The sequence below is a fragment of the Leisingera sp. NJS204 genome (assembly GCF_004123675.1).
Classification (GTDB): Bacteria; Pseudomonadota; Alphaproteobacteria; order Rhodobacterales; family Rhodobacteraceae; genus Leisingera.
Genome location: NZ_CP035418.1, coordinates 120,881 through 139,411, shown reverse-complemented (window position 1 = coordinate 139,411; position 18,531 = coordinate 120,881). Strand labels below are relative to the sequence as shown.

Genomic DNA, 18,531 nt, shown 5'->3' with positions numbered 1-18,531 from the left:
CATGAAAAAGACCCTGATCCTGTCGCTGCTGCCGCTGCTGGCGCTTGCGGGTTGTTCCAGTTCCTCGACCTGGGGCTGGTATGTGATCAACCCGATGACCGCAAGCGGCTGGGTGAACGTGAAATTCCTGATCGCCGGCATGGGCGACACTATCCTGATCTCGGTGATCGCCGCCGCAATCTCCATCGGTCTTGGCCTGATCGTCGCCCTGCCCGGCCTCGCCAAAAGCCGCGGCTGGCGGATGGTGAACCGTGTCTATGTGGAGCTTGTCCGCTCGATCCCGCTGCTGCCGATGCTGTTCTGGGTGTTCTACGGGTTGCCGATCATCTTCCGCGAGATGGGGATGAACGTGCCGATTGATCCGTTCTGGGGCGCCATCATCACTTTGGCGCTGTCCGACAGCGCCTTTACCGCCGAGATTTACCGCGCCGGTATCCAATCGATTGCCAAGGGCCAGACAGAGGCGGCCCAGACCATCGGCCTGAACTACCTGCAAACGATGCGCTATGTGATCCTGCCGCAGGCAATCCGCCGCATCCTGCCGCCCTTGGCAAATCAGTTCATCTACATCGTCAAGATGAGCGCCTTTGCCTCCGTCATCGGCATGCAGGAACTGACACGGCGCGCAAATGAGCTGGTGGTCAGCGAATACCGCCCGCTGGAAATCTACACCCTGCTGATCCTGGAATACCTGGTGCTGGTGCTGATCATCAGCGCCGGGGTGCGCTGGCTGGAACGCCGCATGGGATCGGACGAAAGAGGCTGAGGAGACAAGATATGGACTGGAAAATCTTCATGGCCGGGACCGAGGCCGAGATCAGCGCCTTCTCGAAAGAAGTCCCCGACACCGTTCGCGGTTTCGCCACCATGGGCCAGGCCGCCAAAAAGACCGGCGCGCTGAGTGAAAAGACCAAGGAATTCATCGCCCTTGGCATCGCCATCGCCACCCGCTGCGACAGCTGCATCGGCTTTCATGTCCGCTCGCTGGTGCGGCTGGACGCCACGCGGCAGGAACTCTGCGAGGCGCTGGCAATGGCCACCTATATGGGCGGCGGGCCTTCCTATGCCTACAGCGCCAAGGCGCTGAAGGCCTTTGACGTGTTCTCAGAGGGGCAACCATGAGACCGGATCTGATCGGCGGCGAGGGCTATCTTCGCAATTGCTGGTATGTGGCAGGGCGCAGCGAGGATTTCGGGCGCGAACTGACCGCGCTCACCATGCTGGAAGAACAGATCGTGATCTACCGCGACACGCAAGGCAAGGCCATCGCGCTCGAGGACGCCTGCCCGCACCGCAAGCTGCCGCTGTCGCGCGGCACCATCGAGGGCGACCATGTGGTCTGCGGCTACCACGGGCTGACATTTGATTGCCGCGGCGAATGCGTGATTGCCCCCACCCAGCTCGACAACCCGCCGCGCCGCGCCGCGGTGCAGTCCTATACGGCCGAGGACCGCTGGGGATTCCTATGGCTTTGGATGGGCGATCCGGAGCAGGCCGACCGGGACCGGATCATCCACATTCCGAACTTCGACGATCCGGCGTGGGGCAAGACGCAAAAGGGCGCGATGGAGATGGCCTGTCATTACCTCTACATCACCGACAACTTGCTGGACCCCAGCCATGTGGCCTGGGTGCATCTGACCTCCTTTGCCGGGGCCGGCACCGACAACCGCCCGCTGGATCTGGAGGAGACCGGGGACGGCGTCATCGTCTCCCGCTGGGTGCTGGATGAGGCGCCGCCGCCCTATTACAAGGACATGCTGCCCTTTGGCCCGACCTGCGACCGCAAGCAGCATTACGAATGCCGCCTGCCCGCCACCGCAATCAACATGTCGGTCTACACTCCAAGGGGCGAAGGCGGCAAGGATGTGCCCCAGTCGCCGAATGCGTTTGTGAATATCTCCTACAACTTCATCACCCCGGTGGACGGCGGGCGTTCGCGCTATTTCTGGTTCCAGCACCGCAACATGCATGCGGAGGACGCGGCGATGTCGCAGCGCATGTTCGACGGCGCCATCATGGCCTTTACCGAAGACAAGGAAGTGCTGGAATACGTCCAGACCGGCATGGCGGAACGCAAGACCCCCTATATCAACCTTGGACTGGACGCAGGCGCGATGCGGTTCCGCACCCGCGTCGCCCGGCACATCAAATCCGAAGCCGGCTGAAAGCGAAGCCGTTTCCCCGCCGGATTTCAGCCGGCGAGCCGCCCGCCCGGTCCCTGACCCACTGCCTGCGCAGGTGCGTCAAACACCGCCTTGATGCAGGGGAATTGCGCCAAAACTTCCGACCCGCCCGGAACCAGATGCGGGTCGAACACGCCGTCTTTCCAGACCGCAGCGCCGTCCACCACAATCGTCGGGTCCAGCACGTTCAGCGAAATCTCTCCGGGTGCGTAATGACCGCAGGTGTGGAAGTGCATCAGCCGCGGGTTGCCAAAGGCCGCGCCGCTCCAGCGCTCGTAATTCTCGGCTGCCGCCATGCCATAGGCACAGCCCGGATGGATGCCTGCGTGCCAGGAATGCATGGTCATCGGATCCAGACCGAACTGCTTCCCCACGCGTGCGTAGTGCATCCGGGCGCAATGCTCGTCCATATCGTGGCCCTTGAACCTCTCCAGCACGCTGCCGCGGAAATGCACCGCCAGCGGTTCGCGCAGATCGCAGCCGTAGGGGGCATAGAATTTCGAGCCGGTCCCGACCAGAAAGCCATCCTGCATCACCACGCCCGAGAACCCCTGCGTCGGCACCGGTGCAAAGACCGACATCGGAAACCGTGTGACGGCCACATCCGCAGCGCCGGATTTGGGATAACCCGCACCCGGCCCGCTGAAGTCGGTGCCCAGCGGACAGGTCACGCGGATATGCCGGGCCGCTGCCATCAGCGTATTGACCGCATCCTTCAGCGCCACAAACCCTTGATAGTTGGCACGCCCGAACCCGGATGCCAGCATCCCCGCATCCAGCGCATAAGACATGATCGGGCGGATGCCCTGCATATCCGCATTGAACCGGATCTGATCGCCGCTGCGCGACAGAAACAGCACCCGGTCCGCGGCCTTCATCCGCGCCACCAGCGCTGGCGGCAACGCGGCACCCATCGGATCAAACGGCAGGATTTCGGCCTGCGCCTTGATCCCCAGCTCGCGGGCGCTGTCCAGCACCGCCCCGGCAATCGCCGCGTCGTAATAGCCGTTTGCGGGATCCTCCCGCAGGATCAGCAGATGGTCCCCGGCGCGCAAACCGCCGCAGGTCACCAGCAGATTTTCAGCGCCCCTGCGCAAATCCGCATCCTGCATCCCGCAATTCCCCCTCTTGATCCTCACGCGGATGTTACCCGCAGCCGCCCCCCCCGATCCAGATAAATTTCACAACAGTAGAAATTTCTACTGTCATTCAGGGCGCCCCTTCCCCTATCCTGCCCCCGGAAACCGCGGAGAAAGCATATGAGCGCATGGATTGAGATGATCCCGGACGAAAAGGCCGCAGGTCGGCTTAAGGAATTGCTGGACAACGCGCGCACGCCGCATGGCACCGTCGACACGGTGATGCGGGTACATTCACTGCGCCCCGAGACGATGAACGGCCATGTGACGCTCTACCGCTCGGTGCTGCATTCCAAGGACAACAAACTGCCGTTCTGGTTCCTGGAAGTGATTGCCAGCTACACCTCGATCCTGAACGACTGCAGCTATTCGCTGACCCATCATTTCATGAACGTGCGCAACCTGCTGAAGGACCAGCCGCGCAGCGACCGGATTTTCACAGCGCTTAAGGCGCACCGCCCCGAGGATGCGTTTCAGGGCAAGGACCTGGCCCTGCTGCGTTATGCCGGCAAGCTGACCACCGATGCGGGCAAGATGGTGAAATCGGATTTTGAGGTGCTCAAGATCGCGGGCTGCGACGATGGCGAGATCCTGGAGGTGAACCAGGTCTGCGCTTACTTCAACTACTCGAACCGCTTGCTGAACGGACTTGGCGCCACGACGGAAAACGATGTGATCGGCTATTACAAGGGTGACGAATAGCGTTCAGCCCCGCGCCGGTTCCAGATCGGCGCGGAATGGCGCCAGGCTGTTGGTAAAGGCGTCCAGAAAGTCCAGCGCCAGCAGCGACCGGCTGCCCGACACCGGCCGCAGGATCGACAGCCGGTGATGCAGCTCGGGTGCGAAGGGCACGATGGCAATGCCCTGGCCGCGGAACTGTTCGGCATCCAGGGCGCTGACCACGGACGCCCCCTGCCCCTGGCCGACCATGATGCAGGCGGTGGAGAACTGGCGCACCTCGATCCAGCTGTTCAATTCCACCCCCGCTTCGGAAAAGGATTTGTGCAGCTTGCGGAAAAACGGGCTGTCGCGGCGGGTGTGGATGATCTTGCGGTGCTGCAGATCACGCGGCGTGATAACATCCTGTTCTGCCAGCGGATCATTCTGCGGCAGCACACAGACGGTACGGACGGGGATGTCGATGTTTTCCACCGCCGGATGGGCGGCAAACCCGTCGGTGATGCCGCAGTCATACTGCTCGCCGATGATCCATTCCAAAATCCGCTCGGGCCGGTCCGGTTCCAGCGTCAGCCGCACGCCGGGGCGGTGCTCCAGAAATCCGGCCAGCAGCTTGGGCAGCAGCGCCGTGGCAAAGCCCGGCAGACAGGCGATGCGCAGATGGCCGGCGGTGCGCTCGGTCAAGTCCCGGTTGAGTTCCTCCAGGTGGTTCAGACTGTCGAACACCCGGCCCACCTCGGACAGCAGATAGCGCGCCTCAGAGGTGGGAATCAGCAGCCCGTCCTTGCGGGTGAACAGATCCACCGCCACTGTTTTTGAAAAATCAGACAGCAGACGGCTGGCCGCCGGCTGGGAAATCCCGAGGCTCTCAGCGGCGCGGGTAACAGAGCCTGTACGGGCAACGGCCTGAAATGCCTCAAGCTGGCGGAGTTTAAATTTCAAGGGGTTAGCCGCTTTCACAGGAAGATTGACACGCCACCGCATAACATCATGTTATGTTTTTTGTCAAAAAACTTTTGCTTGAATTATCTTTCCCGCCAGACAAAAGCTATCGCCATAGCCAACCTTGGGAGAGAAGCTCATGCCGATCAAATCCTTGCTCTGCGCCTCGGCCGTTCTGGCCGTTGCTGGCAGCACCGCATTTGCAGAAACCGAAATTCAGTGGTGGCACGCCATGGGCGGCACCAACGGCGAACGCGTCAACAAAATCGCCGAAGACTTCAACGCCACCCAGTCCGATTACAAGGTGGTGCCCGTCTACAAGGGCAACTACACCGAAACCATGACCGCGGCGATTGCGGCCTTCCGCGCCAAGGAACACCCGCAGATTGTGCAGGTCTTCGAGGTCGGCACCGCCACCATGATGGCCGCCAAAGGCGCCATCTACCCGGTTGAAAAGCTGATGAACGACGCAGGCGAGCCGTTTGACGGCGACGCCTTCCTGCCTGCCGTGGTGTCCTACTATGAGACGCCCGAGGGCGAGCTGCTGTCGATGCCCTTCAACAGCTCCACCCCTGTCCTGTGGTACAACAAGGACGCGCTGGACGCAGCCGGCGCCGCAGTGCCCGCCACCTGGGACGAGGTCAAGACCGCCTCGCAGAAGCTGGTTGATAACGGCATGAAATGCGGTGTGTCTTTTGGCTGGCAGTCCTGGGTGATGATCGAGAACTTCTCGGCCTGGCACAACCTGCCTACCGGCACCAAGGAAAACGGCTTTGCCGGGTTCGACACCGAGCTGACCTTCAACAACGCGCAAGTGGCCGCGCGGCTGGATGATGTCGCCTCGATGGGCAAAGACGGGTTGTTTGTCTACGGCGGCCGCCGCGGCGACAGCCTGCCGATGTTCACCAACGGCGAATGCGGCATGTGGATGAACTCCTCGGCCTATTACGGCTCGATTTCCTCGCAGGCCAAGTTCGAATTCGGCCAGGCCATGCTGCCTCTGGACACCAACGTGGCAGACGCGCCGCAGAACTCGATCATCGGCGGCGCCACCCTGTGGGTGCTCGAGGGCCATGACGAGGCGGAATACAAAGGCACCGCCAAGTTCCTGACCTATCTGTCCTCACCCGAGGTGCAGTCCTGGTGGCACCAGGAGACCGGCTATGTGCCGATCACCACCGCCGCCTATGAGCTGTCCAAGGAACAGGGGTTCTATGACAGCAACCCCGGCACCGATACCGCGATCAAACAGCTGAGCCTGAACACCCCCACGGCCAACAGCCGCGGCCTGCGCTATGGCAACTTTGTTCAGGTCCGCGACGTGATCAACGAAGAGCTGGAAGCCCTGTGGGGCGGCGAGAAAACCGCACAGGACGCGCTGGATGCAGCGGTGTCGCGCGGCAACGACCTGCTGCGCCGGTTCGAGCGCACCGCCAACCCGTCCTAACCGATCCTGATGACCTGTCCCTGCCGCCCTTTTCCCGGGGCGGCAGGGCCGCTTTCCTGACTGGGGCCATTCATGCTCAAACGGGTGCACTTCCCAACCTCGGCGCTGCCTTACCTGCTGGTCGCACCGCAAATCCTCATCACGCTGGTGTTCTTCATCTGGCCCGCCAGCCAGGCGATGTACCAGTCTTTCCTGATCGAAGACGCCTTTGGCCTTGGCACCGAATTTGTCTGGTTCGAAAACTTCGAAATCCTGTGGTCGGACAGTCATTACCTGGCCAGTTTCCAGCGCACCGCGGTGTTCTCATTGCTGGTGGCGGGGCTGTCGATGGGCGTGGCGCTCTTGCTGGCGGGCTTTGCCCAGCGGGTGGTGCGCGGCGCGATGTTCTACCGCACCCTGCTGATCTGGCCCTATGCGGTGGCGCCGGTTCTGGCCGGGGCGCTGTGGGTGTTCATGTTCAACCCGACCCTTGGCATCTTCCCCTATTTCCTGGAATTCGCGGGCATCACCTGGAACCACTACCTGAACGGCACCCAGGCGATGGCCCTGGTGATCCTGGCCGCGGCGTGGAAGCAGGTCGCCTATAATTTCCTGTTCTACCTTGCTGCCATGCAATCCATCCCGAATTCCGTGATCGAGGCCGCCGCAATCGACGGTGCAGGCCCCGCACGCCGGTTCTGGACCATCATCTTTCCGCTGATCTCGCCCACCACATTTTTCCTGCTGGTCATCAACATGGTCTACGCCTTTTTCGAGACCTTCGGCATCATCCACGCCGTCACCCAGGGCGGCCCCGGCACCTCCACCACCATCCTGGTCTACAAGGTGTTCAACGACGGCTTTGTCGGCCTCGACCTTGGCGGCTCGGCGGCGCAGTCGGTGGTGCTGATGGTGCTGGTGATTGCGATGACCGTGGTCCAGTTCCGCTTTGTTGAAAGAAAGGTGGCATACTGATGGTTGAAAACCGCCCCCTGGTCACTTTCCTGACCCATCTGGTGCTGGTGCTTGGCGTTCTGGCGATTGCCCTGCCGGTGTGGATCACCTTTGTCGCCTCCACCCATGACCAGCTGCGCATGAACCAGGCGCCGCTGCCGCTGTGGCCGGGGAATTACTTCCTTGAGAACATGAAGCAGACCCTGTTCGGATCCGGCCTCAGCGGGACAGAGACCGCGCCGGTCTGGCTGATGCTGCTGAACTCCCTGGCGATGGCTCTGATGATCTCCACCGGCAAGATCGCCATCTCGCTGCTGTCGGCCTTTGCCATCGTCTATTTCAAATTCCCGTTCCGCATGGGGTTTTTCTGGATGATCTTCATCACCCTGATGCTGCCGGTCGAAGTGCGGATCCTGCCCACGTTCGAGGTGGTCGCGAACCTGGGACTGCTGAACAGTTACTGGGGTTTGTCGATCCCGCTGATCGCCTCGGCCACCGCAACATTCATGTTCCGCCAGGTGTTCCTGACAGTGCCGGATGAGCTGCTGGAAAGCGCCCGTATCGACGGCGCCGGGCCGCTCAGGTTCTTCTTTGACATTCTGCTGCCCTTGTCGCGCACCAATATCGCGGCGCTGTTTGTGATCCTCTTCATCTTCGGCTGGAACCAGTACCTCTGGCCGCTGTTGATCACCACCGACACCTCGATGACCACCATCGTGATGTCGATCAAGCAGATGCTGGAGGCGGCCGAGCAAAGCCCGCAATGGAACATCATCATGACCACGGCCCTTCTGGCGATGATCCCGCCGGTGTTTGTGGTCATCGCAATGCAAAAGCTCTTTGTGCAGGGCTTGACGGAAACCGATAAGTAAGGCGCCCCGAAATGGCTGATATTCAACTCAAAGACCTGGTGAAATCCTACGGGCCGACCGAGGTGCTGCACCATGTCGAAGGCGACATCAACGATGGCGAATTCATCGTCATCGTCGGCCCCTCCGGCTGCGGCAAGTCCACGCTCTTGCGGATGGTGGCGGGGCTGGAAAGCGTGACCTCCGGCGAAATTTCCATCGGCGGGCGCCGGGTGAATGAGCTGGAACCCTCGGCGCGCGATATCGCCATGGTGTTCCAGAACTACGCGCTGTACCCGCATATGTCGGTGCGCCAGAACATGGCTTACGGGCTGAAAATCCGCAAACTGCCGAAAGAAGAGATCAACCGCCGGGTTGAGGAAGCCGCCGAGATCCTGGAGATCAGGCAGTACCTTGACCGCAAACCGCGGCAACTGTCGGGCGGCCAGCGCCAGCGGGTCGCCATGGGCCGCGCCATCGTGCGCGATCCGCAGGTGTTCCTGTTTGACGAGCCGCTTTCCAACCTTGATGCCAAGTTGCGGGTGCAGATGCGGCTGGAAATCCGCAAGCTGCAGCAACGGCTGGGGGTGACCTCGATCTATGTGACCCACGATCAGGTCGAGGCGATGACACTGGGCGACCGGCTGATGGTGCTGAACGGCGGCTATGTGGAGCAGTTCGGCACCCCGATTGAGCTGTATGACCATCCGGCTTCGGTGTTTGTGGCGGGCTTTATCGGCAGCCCGGCGATGAACTTCCTGCCTGCTGATCTGAACGCCGGCCGTGCCACCCTGCCCGATGGGGCGGTGCTGGCCGTGTCTTCCCGCAGCCACGGCGCCGTTACCCTTGGGCTGCGCCCCGAACACCTTACGGACGACCCCGCAGGCCCCATCGCGCTGGAGGTGGACCTGCTGGAGCAGCTGGGTGCCAACACCCTGATCCACGGGCATCTGCAAGGCACCGAACACACCCTGACCGCCAGCGTTCCGGGCCACGCCAACGACAGCATCGGCAGCATCCGCCGCTTCTCGGCCACGCCCGCGCTGACACATTTGTTCGATACCGCCTCCGGCAAGCGTCTGGAGGACTGATGGCCTTCCCGCAGATCCCTGCATTTACCGGCACGCCCGGGGTGATCCGGCTGATCGGCCACCGCGGCGCCCGCGGCGTGCTGCCGGAGAACACTATGGAAGGCTTTGAATTCACCCTGAAAACCGGGGTGGAGCTGTTGGAGCTGGACGTCACCGCCACCCGCGACGGCGTCGCGGTGATCACCCACAACCACCATCTGACCCGGTCGATGGTCCGAGATGGGAACGGCAATTGGCTGCAAGGCGCGGAACCCAAAGTTTCTGCCCTCAGCTACGCCGAATTGCAGCGCTATGATGTGGGCGGGCTGGATGGCGCCACCGCCTATGGCCGCCGGTTCCCGGATCAGGCCTTCCTGACCGGCCTGCGCATTCCCCGCCTTGCCGACCTGCTGGCGCTGCTGCAACAGCCGCAGCATCTGGGTGTGCATCTGCTGTTGGAAATCAAATCCGACCCCGACCTGCTGGGTGACACCGCCGCGCGCCAGGCGCTGGTTAAGGCCGTCGTTTCAGACGTCCGCGCCGCCGGGATGCAGCCCCGCACCGTGCTGCACAGTTTCGACTGGGATCTGCTGGCCCTCTGCCAGCGGATTGCGCCGGAAATGCCTGCCTCCTTCCTGACCCAACTGCCACAGAATGCCGCCGATGCAGGCGAGGATTCCTCCAAGGCGGTGAACCCTGTGGCGGGCTGCACCGTGCTGGACCTGCCGGATCGCGTTGCCGCGGCCGGGGGGCGGTTCTGGTGCCCCTATCTCCTGGACATCACGGCAGGGTCGCTGGCCCGCGCCCGCGATCTGGGGTTGGTGACGGTTGTCTGGACAGTGAATGAACCGCAGGACATCGAACGGATGATAACCCTCGGCGTGGATGCGATCTGCACAGACTACCCAGGGCGGGTGCAGCGGCAGCTGCTGATGCAAGGCCTGCACTGGCACACCAAGTAAAAAAGCCGTTTCCCTTTGAGGGAAACGGCCAAAAATCAGTTCTTTACGGCTGAAACCCGCGCCGGATTTCAGCCTCTATTTACCCGGAGCGTCACCCCATAATACCGGGCAAGTTCAGCCCATGCTCGCGCGCGCAGTCCTTGGCAATCTCATATCCTGCATCCGCATGGCGCATGACGCCGGTGGCCGGGTCGTTCCACAGCACGCGGCCGATGCGGCGGCCGGCATCCTCGGAACCGTCGCAGCAGATCACCACGCCGGAATGCTGCGAAAAGCCCATGCCAACCCCGCCACCATGGTGCAGCGACACCCAGGTCGCACCCGAAGCGGTGTTCAGCAGCGCATTCAGCAGCGGCCAGTCGGACACCGCGTCCGAGCCATCCAGCATCGATTCCGTTTCGCGGTTGGGCGACGCCACCGAGCCGCTATCCAGATGGTCACGGCCAATAACCACCGGCGCCGACAGCTCACCCGTGCGGACCATTTCATTGAACGCGAGGCCGGCCTTGTGGCGATCACCCAGGCCGATCCAGCAAATCCGCGCGGGCAGGCCCTGGAATGCAATCCGTTCCTGCGCCATGTCCAGCCAGCGGTGCAGGCCCTCGTTCTCGGGGAACAGTTCTTTCATCTTGGCGTCGGTTTTGCGGATATCCTCCGGATCGCCCGAAAGTGCTGCCCAGCGGAACGGACCGATGCCGCGGCAGAACAGCGGGCGGATATAGGCAGGCACAAAGCCAGGGAAGTCAAAGGCATTCTCCAGCCCCTCCTCCAGCGCCATCTGGCGGATATTGTTGCCATAATCCACGGTGGGCACGCCCATGGCGTGGAAATCGCACATCGCCTTGACCTGAACCTTCATCGAGGCACGCGCAGCCTTTTCCACCGCTTTCTTGTCGCTCTCGCGGCGCTCTTTCCACTCGCCCATGGTCCAGCCCAGCGGCAGGTAGCCGTTGACCGGATCATGCGCCGAGGTCTGGTCGGTCACGATGTCGGGGCGGATGCCGCCTGCTTCGGCGCGCTTCACCAGTTCCGGGAAAATCTCTGCCGCGTTGCCCAAGAGGCCCACGGATTTCGCCTCGCCCGCGGCGGTCCAGCGCTCGATCATCGCCAGCGCCTCGTCCAGGGTTTCAGCCTTTTCGTCCAGGTATTTGGTGCGCAGGCGGAAGTCGATGCTGTCGGGGTTGCACTCCACCGCCAAGCAGGATGCCCCGGCGAATACCGCCGCCAAAGGCTGCGCGCCGCCCATGCCGCCCAGGCCGCCGGTCAGGATCCACTTGCCGGTCAGATCGCCGCCGAAATGCTGGCGGCCGGCCTCGGCAAAGGTTTCATAGGTGCCCTGCACGATCCCTTGGGTGCCGATATAGATCCACGAACCGGCCGTCATCTGGCCGTACATCATCAGGCCCTTCTTATCGAGCTCGTTGAAGTGGTCCCAGTTGGCCCAATGCGGCACCAGGTTGGAGTTGGCGATCAGCACCCGCGGCGCGTCCTTGTGGGTCTGGAACACGCCAACCGGCTTGCCCGACTGCACCATCAGGGTCTGGTCTTCCTCCAGGTTTTTCAGGGTCTCGACGATCAGGTCGAAATCCTGCCAGGTGCGCGCGGCGCGGCCGATGCCGCCGTAAACCACCAGCTCATGCGGGTTTTCGGCCACATCGGGATGCAGGTTGTTCATCATCATCCGCATCGGCGCCTCGGTCATCCAGGACTTGGCGGTGATTTCCGAACCGGTGGGCGGGAAGATGTCGCGGGTGTTCTTGCGGGGATCGCTCATGCCGAGGGCCTCCAGTTTTTGAGATCAGTCAGGATATTGGTGAGATGGACGCGCAAGCGGTCCGCGCGCTCCGGCAGGTAAGTCCAGGGGGGGCTTTCCTGGCAGTAGGTCGCCTGCGCCAGTTCCATCTGGATCGCGTGAAACCCATCCGCGGGCCGCCCGTAATGGCGGGTGGTCCAGCCGCCCTTGAAACGGCCGTTGAGGGTCGAGGTATAGCCCTCCGCCGCCTCGCAATGGGCGACGGTCAGCGCCTCGATGGACGCATCGCAGGTTTCGCCCATGTTGGTGCCAGTGTTGAAATCCGGCAGGCGGTCTTCGAACAGGAACGGAATGTCGCCGCGGATCGAGTGGCAGTCATAGAGGATGGCAAAGCCATGAATGGCCTTCACCCGCTGCAGCTCCGCCATCAGCGCGGTGTGATAAGGCGCATGATAGGCATCGCGGCGGCGGGCGATTTCCGCCTCATCCGGCTCCTTGCCCTCCTGCCAGATCGGCAGCCCGTCGAAATCCGTGAGCGGCACCAGAGTGGTGGTGTTTTGCCCGGGATAGAGACTGATACCCGCGGGATCGCGGTTCACGTCGATCACATAGCGGTGGATCGGCGTGCGGACAGTAGTGATGTCCTCCCCCAGCCCGGAATACAGGTCGTGGATATGCCAGTCTGTGTCGGCCAGCGCCCTACCGGTGTCGTTCAGACAGTCCCGGATTTCCGGCGGCACATCGGTGCCGGTGTGGGGCAAGCCCAGCACCAGCGGCGAGGCGCCTTGGGTCACTTCGATCATGCTGTCACCTTTACACCGGCAGCTTCCGCAACCCGGCCCGCGCGGACCATGGCGCTGGCGGATTCAATATCCGGTGCCAGATAACGGTCCTCGGCCAGCGCAGGGATGTCGCTGCGCAGCATCGCCAGAACGTCCTGCAGGCGCGCTGAAGTCTTGAGCGGCGCCCGTGCCTCCACCCCTTGCGCGGCGCAGAGCATTTCAACGCCCAGGATCACCGACAGGTTGGCATTCATCCGCGCCAGCCGCAGCGCGCCGTGGGCGGCCATCGACACATGGTCCTCCTGGTTGGCCGAGGTCGGCGTCGAGTCGGTCACGCAAGGATTGGCCAAGTGTTTGTTTTCGCTCATCAAAGCGGCGGTGGTCACCTCGGCAATCATGAAGCCGGAGTTCAGGCCCGGATCAGGCGTCAGGAACGGCGGCAGGTCGTGGCTGAGGGTCGGGTCCACCATCAAGGCCACCCGGCGCTGCGCGATAGCACCGATTTCGGCCACGGCCAGCGCGATCTGATCGGCGGCAAAGCCGACATATTCTGCGTGGAAGTTGCCGCCCGAGACGATGCGGCCTTCGTTCACCAGCACCAGCGGATTATCAGTGACGGCATTGGCCTCGATCTCCAGCGTCCTGGCAGCCATCCGCAGCACGTCAAGCGCAGCGCCTACCACCTGCGGCTGGCAGCGGATGCAATAGGGATCCTGAACCCGGGTATCATCCTCGCGGTGGCTTTCGCGGATTTCCGAGCCGTCCATGATGCCGCGCATCTCGCGCGCCACGTCGATCTGGCCGGCATGACCGCGCAAGGAGTGAATGTCAGCTACCAGCGGCGCGGTGGAGCCCATGATGGCGTCCGTCGTCAGCGATGCGATGGTCATCGAGGCCTCGGCCAGACGCCAGGCATCAAACAGCCCGGCCAATGCGCAGGCGGTCGAGAATTGCGTGCCGTTGATCAGCCCCAGACCTTCCTTGGGGCCGAGCACAATAGGCTCTAACCCGGCCTTTTTCAGCGCATCCGCGCTGGACATGCGGGTGCCGTCATAGATAGCCTCCCCTGCCCCGATCATCGCCGCCGCCATATGCGCCAGCGGCGCCAAATCGCCCGATGCGCCGACCGAGCCCTGTGACGGGATCACCGGCACCACGCCATGCGCCAGCATCTGTTCGATCTGATCAATCACCAGCCAGCGCACGCCCGAGGCACCACGCCCCATGGACAGCAGTTTCAGCGTCATCATCAGCCGGGTCTTGTCCTCCGGCAGTGCCTCCCCTACCCCGCAGCAATGCGACAGGATCAGGTTGCGCTGCAGGGTGGCGGTGTCTTCCGGTGCGATCTTGGTTGAGGCGAGCTTGCCGAAGCCGGTGTTGATGCCATAGACGGCATCCTCGCCCGCGGCGGCATCCGCCACCATCTGCGCAGCAGCCTCCACCGGTTCGCGGGCAGAGGCGTCCAGCTTGGCCGGGGTCAGGTTGCGGTAGATATCTTCCAGCGTGGACAGGGTTACTGTGCCCGGAACCATCTGAATCATCTCGATCATTGGGTGCCCTCATAGATACGGGTGTGAAGGGGGTTGAAGCCGATGCGGTAGGCCAGCTCACCGGGCGTTTCCACGTCCCAGACCGCCAGATCGGCGCGCATTCCGGCGGCGATTTGGCCCAGGTCACTCAGCCCCAGCGCACGTGCTGCATTGCGTGTGACGCCTGCCAGCGCCTCCTCCGGCGTCATGCGGAACAGGGTGCAGCCCATGTTCATTGTCAGCAGCAGCGAGGTCAGCGGCGAGGAGCCGGGGTTGCAGTCGGTCGCCAGCGCCATCGGCACGCCATGGCTGCGGAAATGCTCAATCGGCGGCACCTGGGTTTCGCGTATGGTGTAAAACGCACCGGGCAGGATCACCGCGACGGAACCCGCGGCGGCCATCGCCTTGGCGTCGTCCTCGGTGGCGTATTCCACGTGATCGACTGACAACGCACCGTATTGCGCGGCCAACGCCGTGCCACCCTGATGGCTCAGCTGTTCGGCGTGCAGTTTTACTGGAAGGCCCAGCTCCCGTGCCACCTTGAACACCCGCTCGATCTGCGCGGGCGCAAAGGCGATGTTCTCGCAGAAGCCATCAACCGCATCCACCAGCCCCTCGGCATGGGCCGCACGCAAGGCGGGAATGCAGACATCGTCTATATAGGCATCATCGCGGCCTTTGTATTCGCCGGGCGTGGCATGCGCGCCAAGGAAGGTGGTTTTCACGGTCACCGGGCGCAGTTCGCCCAGACGACGGGCGGCGCGCAGCATGTTCAGTTCGGTTTCGCGGTCCAGCCCATAGCCGGATTTCACCTCCACCACAGTCGCGCCCTCGGCGATCAACGCATCCAGACGCGGCAGCGCGCCCTGCACCAGATCCCCAAGCGATGCGGTGCGGGTCGCGGATACGGTGGAGACGATGCCGCCCCCTGCCCTAGCGACTTCCTCATAAGACGCACCATTCAGGCGCATCTCAAACTCCATCGCCCGGTTGCCGCCAAAGACGATATGGGTATGGCAGTCAATCAGCCCCGGTGTCACCAGCCGTCCGCCCAGATCAACCTGTTCCCAGGAAAAATTGTCAGCTGACAATTTTTGCCGCGGACCGGCCCAGACAATCCTGCCGCCGGAGACCGCAACCGCGCCGTCCTCGATCAGCCCGTAAGGCGCCTCCGTCCCGGCCATGGTGGCCAGACGCGCGCCTGTCAGAACAAATTCCCCAGTCACAGAATCCCTAAGTCCCTTTACTGCCATTTCGGCAATAAACTACGGAGTTAGGCGATTATGTCTAGTCATAAAATGGGGCAGCTCTCCTGTCCTATCTACCCGCTTGCTGCGGGATCCGCGGGTGCAGATCGTCGATAATAACCGGATGCGCATGCGGGTGGCCGCCCTGCAGATGCGGATGGTCCGGCGGCAGATCAGGGTGGCTGTGCGCAACGGGGGATGCGCTGTCCTTGGGCCACAGGAAGTGCGCGGCGATCAGCCCCGCGGTTGCCAGCAGAGCCAAGGCCAGCATCGCCGCTCCCCCGCCCCAGGCGGCCATCAGCCAGGCCGACAGCGGGTAGAACAGCAGCCAGCAGGCATGCGACAGTGTGAACTGCGCGGCAAAGATCGCAGGCCGGTCCGCCGCATGGGCCGAGCGTGCCAGCAACCGCCCCGTGGGCGTCAGCACGGCTGAGTATCCCACGCCGATAACGGCCCAGGCAATTGCCAGCCGTGCAAACCCCAGCGGCGCAGCAAAAAGGCTGAGCGACAGCACCGCAAGTGCGGCACTGCCCAGGGCGCCGCCCGCCAGCATCACCGTCCGGTCGGGGACCCGCTCCAGCAGACGCGGCAGCAGCATGGCCGCCAGCATTGAACCGCCGCCAAAGGCGGCCAGCGCCAAGGCAACCGCGCTTTCGCCCTGCCCCAGGCTTGCCCGCACCAGCACCACTGTGTTCACCAGCACCATCGCCGCCATCGCCGATACCACCCAATTCAATGCCAGCAACCCGCGCAGCCGGGGTGTCCGCAGATAGTTCCGGATACCGCGGGTGGTGCGCTGCCAGACCGGCCGGGGCGCTTTCGGCGCGGGCGACGGCAGGGTGACCGACAGCAGCAGCAGCGCAGATCCCGCAAACCCCGCGGCAGTGCCCCAGAACAGTGTCGAGAAACTCACCAGAACCAGCAGTGCCGCTGCCAGCATCGGACTGACCAGGCTCTCCAGCTCATAGGCCATCCGCGACAGGGACAGCGCCTGCGTATAGTCCTTCTCCTCTGACAGCACATCGGGGATCGAGGCCTGGAACGCAGGCGTGAATCCGGCAGAGGCCGACTGCAGCACAAAGATCAGCACATAGACTTGCCAGACTTCAGAGACAAACGGCAGGCAAACCGCAACTGCCATCCGCAGCAGGTCCAGTGTGATCAGCATCTTTCGCCGGTTCACTTGTTCGGCCCAGGCGGCTGCGATGGGGGCAACAGTGACATAGGCCACCATCTTGATGGTGAGTGCTGTGCCCAGCACCAGCCCGGCGCGGTCTCCGGCCAGATCATAGGCCAGCAGCCCCAACGCGACAGTGGCAAGGCCGGTGCCGGTCAACGCCACAATCTGGGCCAGGAATAGATGCCGGTAAGTCCGGTTGCGCAGGATAGAGAGCATGGAGCGGCGGGTTCCTTTCGCTTTGAAGATCCCCTCACTGTGGCCTTCCTGCGGTGGCGAAGGCAATGGATTGATTGGCCGTATCAGTGCGGCAAATGAGAAATTGTCAGCTGACAATTTCTGCAATGATGCCCGGGCCGGCGCCGGAAAAAAATGGGGCCGGATTGCCATGCGGTCCTTCTATGCCTGGAAACATCCCGCAGCCTGCCTCGCCGTGAATTCCTGCGGTGGGCAAAAATTGTCAGCTGACAATTTTGCTCTGAGGCACGGATGCAAGCTATTCTCTGCCAGGCTGTCCGGCAGAGCTTCTGCAGCAGAGGGAGATCAAATCCGGGCCTGAGCACACAAAGAAAACCCTACGGGCACCAAAATTGTCAGCTGACAATTTCTCTGCGATGGCTTGCCTGCAACAGCGCATTCAGCATCGGCGCGGTAGAAAACTGACCCGTACGCGCCTTCTGTGCCAGCCGCCGCAGATAGGCGCCTGGGCTGCGGATGGTCCCGAGCTTTTCCAGGATGCACATCACTGCAGTAGCCGCCTCCTGACGGCCCATCGCTGCGCGGGCGTCGCTGAGGACAGGCATGTCGATGCCGATCATCGGTGAAAGATTCTCGGCTATGCGATCAGCATCCTGCCAGTTGCGCAGACTGCCGGGGAAGTAGGTTTGCACTTCGGGGCAGGCACGACGGAGGGTCGCCAGCTCACTGTTTTTCTCTGCTGTGCTGTCTTTTGCGTTTGACCTTTGCGTCTGATTTGAAAGCGGTTTGGTCTGCGCCTCTTCAGAGTCAGAATCTTTTTTTATTGAATCCTGTATGTGCCGCTCATTCTGGTCGCCGGGGCCGCTCAAAACGGGTGCAGGCAGATTGGGGACCGGTGGGCTTTCTTCGGGTGTACGGCTGGCAATTTCCCTGCGCAGAGCGTCTGCCGCTTGGGTCAATTCGGCCTCGCAGGGTTTACGGCGCAGCAGTTTGCGCACGGCCTCCAGCAGCGCCTCTGCCGTGCCATCAGCCAGTTCCAGCAGGTCTTGCCGCAGCACGGCTACCCGGTCGCGCAGAACCGCCAGATGCTCGGCACGGGCCTTGGCATCCAGTGCTGCGTCAAAGATCCGGCTGGCGTGGCAGGCGAGGGGGGACAGATCAAAGCCAAAGGCCAGCGGCATGTCACTGCCGCTGCGGCGGGCATAGCGTTTGCGGTTGGGGCTGTTCTTCCGGCTGACAATACCCAGCCTGGTGAGGGCGGCCAGATGGCGGCGCAGGGTGCTTTCGGGCATCCCGTTCAGCCGCTCCATCAGTTTGCGGTTTGACGGGAACACGATGGCGCTGCCCGGTTCCGCAGGCAGCGCCCGGTCGGGGAAAAAGGTCAGCAGGGCCTTCAGCACACTTAGGGTGCGGTGGCTCAGTTCAAATTCCGCGGCGGCATGCGTCAGCGCAGCCAGAAGGTCCCACTTGTCGTGAGTTCCCGCCAGCCGGCCGCACGGATCCTGCCGCCCAAATGCGATTTGGGACGTCTGTTCCATGTTAATTTCACGAAAGACAAAGAATTCCCGCCCCCATACAGCGCATGGAGTTGACAGTGACGAGTCTGAAGGGCTATTCCAAAGGTGCTAAATCTGAGAACG

18 protein-coding genes are annotated in these 18,531 nt (G+C 62.7%); 10 read left to right on the top strand and 8 right to left on the bottom strand.

The annotated features are described in order from the left end of the window. Position 1: 1 nt before the first annotated feature. Genes ETW24_RS21295 through ETW24_RS21285 form a run of 3 tightly spaced genes read left to right on the top strand, consistent with a single transcriptional unit; the run spans position 2 to position 2,168 of the window. A complete protein-coding gene (locus ETW24_RS21295; RefSeq protein WP_129373104.1) occupies positions 2-766 on the top strand; it encodes an amino acid ABC transporter permease in 765 nt (254 codons plus the stop codon). Between the two features lie 11 nt (positions 767-777). Continuing rightward, a complete protein-coding gene (locus ETW24_RS21290; protein WP_129373103.1) occupies positions 778-1,122 on the top strand; it encodes a carboxymuconolactone decarboxylase family protein in 345 nt (114 codons plus the stop codon). Next, a complete protein-coding gene (locus ETW24_RS21285; RefSeq protein ID WP_129373102.1) occupies positions 1,119-2,168 on the top strand; it encodes an aromatic ring-hydroxylating dioxygenase subunit alpha in 1,050 nt (349 codons plus the stop codon). Before ETW24_RS21290 ends, ETW24_RS21285 begins: the two co-directional genes overlap by 4 nt. 26 nt (positions 2,169-2,194) lie before the next feature. Here the strand turns inward: ETW24_RS21285 and ETW24_RS21280 are convergent, their stop codons facing one another. Beyond that, complete coding sequence (locus tag ETW24_RS21280; protein ID WP_129373101.1) at positions 2,195-3,298, bottom strand: hypothetical protein; 1,104 nt, start codon at positions 3,296-3,298, stop codon at positions 2,195-2,197. A gap of 147 nt (positions 3,299-3,445) precedes the next feature. Between ETW24_RS21280 and ETW24_RS21275 the strand changes: the two genes are divergently transcribed. Then, positions 3,446-4,027, top strand: coding sequence for a carboxymuconolactone decarboxylase family protein (locus ETW24_RS21275; protein ID WP_129373100.1), 582 nt, complete (start codon positions 3,446-3,448; stop codon positions 4,025-4,027). A gap of 3 nt (positions 4,028-4,030) precedes the next feature. Here ETW24_RS21275 and ETW24_RS21270 read toward each other — a convergent pair whose 3' ends face one another. Beyond that, positions 4,031-4,945 carry a LysR substrate-binding domain-containing protein gene (locus ETW24_RS21270; protein WP_129373099.1) on the bottom strand — a complete coding sequence of 305 codons (915 nt, stop codon included), beginning with the start codon at positions 4,943-4,945 and terminating at the stop codon, positions 4,031-4,033. Positions 4,946-5,084: 139 nt separating this feature from the next. Here ETW24_RS21270 and ugpB point away from each other — a divergent pair, with 139 nt between their 5' ends. From ugpB to ETW24_RS21245, 5 genes are all read left to right on the top strand, one after another. Then, positions 5,085-6,392 carry a sn-glycerol-3-phosphate ABC transporter substrate-binding protein UgpB gene (gene ugpB / locus ETW24_RS21265; RefSeq protein ID WP_129373098.1) on the top strand — a complete coding sequence of 436 codons (1,308 nt, stop codon included), beginning with the start codon at positions 5,085-5,087 and terminating at the stop codon, positions 6,390-6,392. Positions 6,393-6,464: 72 nt separating this feature from the next. Further along, positions 6,465-7,346 (top strand): sn-glycerol-3-phosphate ABC transporter permease UgpA, encoded by an 882-nt coding sequence (gene ugpA / locus ETW24_RS21260; protein WP_129373097.1) that lies wholly within the window; start codon positions 6,465-6,467, stop codon positions 7,344-7,346. Then, entirely contained in the window at positions 7,346-8,197 is an 852-nt protein-coding gene (ugpE, locus tag ETW24_RS21255; RefSeq protein ID WP_129373096.1) for a sn-glycerol-3-phosphate ABC transporter permease UgpE, read from the top strand. The genes ugpA and ugpE overlap by 1 nt, the downstream gene beginning before the upstream one ends. An 11-nt stretch (positions 8,198-8,208) precedes the next feature. Beyond that, positions 8,209-9,264 (top strand): sn-glycerol-3-phosphate import ATP-binding protein UgpC, encoded by a 1,056-nt coding sequence (locus tag ETW24_RS21250; protein ID WP_129373095.1) that lies wholly within the window; start codon positions 8,209-8,211, stop codon positions 9,262-9,264. Next, positions 9,264-10,205 carry a glycerophosphodiester phosphodiesterase family protein gene (locus ETW24_RS21245; protein WP_205877436.1) on the top strand — a complete coding sequence of 314 codons (942 nt, stop codon included), beginning with the start codon at positions 9,264-9,266 and terminating at the stop codon, positions 10,203-10,205. Before ETW24_RS21250 ends, ETW24_RS21245 begins: the two co-directional genes overlap by 1 nt. A 91-nt stretch (positions 10,206-10,296) precedes the next feature. On the opposite strand, the gene hutU is transcribed toward ETW24_RS21245, so the two are convergent. The 5 genes from hutU to ETW24_RS21220 all read right to left on the bottom strand — a co-directional run bounded on the left by hutU (position 10,297) and on the right by ETW24_RS21220 (position 16,912). After that, the gene (gene hutU / locus ETW24_RS21240) at positions 10,297-11,979 is read right to left on the bottom strand and encodes a urocanate hydratase (RefSeq protein ID WP_129373093.1); all 1,683 of its coding nucleotides are present in this window, start codon (positions 11,977-11,979) and stop codon (positions 10,297-10,299) included. Beyond that, a complete protein-coding gene (gene hutG / locus ETW24_RS21235) occupies positions 11,976-12,761 on the bottom strand; it encodes an N-formylglutamate deformylase (RefSeq protein WP_129373092.1) in 786 nt (261 codons plus the stop codon). The genes hutU and hutG overlap by 4 nt, the downstream gene beginning before the upstream one ends. Continuing rightward, positions 12,758-14,281 carry a histidine ammonia-lyase gene (gene hutH / locus ETW24_RS21230; RefSeq protein WP_129373119.1) on the bottom strand — a complete coding sequence of 508 codons (1,524 nt, stop codon included), beginning with the start codon at positions 14,279-14,281 and terminating at the stop codon, positions 12,758-12,760. The genes hutG and hutH overlap by 4 nt, the downstream gene beginning before the upstream one ends. A 5-nt stretch (positions 14,282-14,286) precedes the next feature. Beyond that, a complete protein-coding gene (gene hutI, locus ETW24_RS21225) occupies positions 14,287-15,522 on the bottom strand; it encodes an imidazolonepropionase (protein WP_441328143.1) in 1,236 nt (411 codons plus the stop codon). A gap of 64 nt (positions 15,523-15,586) precedes the next feature. Then, complete coding sequence (locus ETW24_RS21220; RefSeq protein WP_129373090.1) at positions 15,587-16,912, bottom strand: MFS transporter; 1,326 nt, start codon at positions 16,910-16,912, stop codon at positions 15,587-15,589. Here ETW24_RS21220 and ETW24_RS21215 point away from each other — a divergent pair. Then, the gene (locus tag ETW24_RS21215) at positions 16,911-17,252 is read left to right on the top strand and encodes a hypothetical protein (RefSeq protein WP_129373089.1); all 342 of its coding nucleotides are present in this window, start codon (positions 16,911-16,913) and stop codon (positions 17,250-17,252) included. The two genes, ETW24_RS21220 and ETW24_RS21215, sit on opposite strands and share 2 nt — an antisense overlap. 34 nt (positions 17,253-17,286) lie before the next feature. On the opposite strand, the gene repC is transcribed toward ETW24_RS21215, so the two are convergent. Continuing rightward, positions 17,287-18,429, bottom strand: a complete 1,143-nt coding sequence (gene repC / locus ETW24_RS21210; protein WP_129373088.1) for a plasmid replication protein RepC — start codon at positions 18,427-18,429, stop codon at positions 17,287-17,289. Positions 18,430-18,531 lie beyond the last annotated feature (102 nt).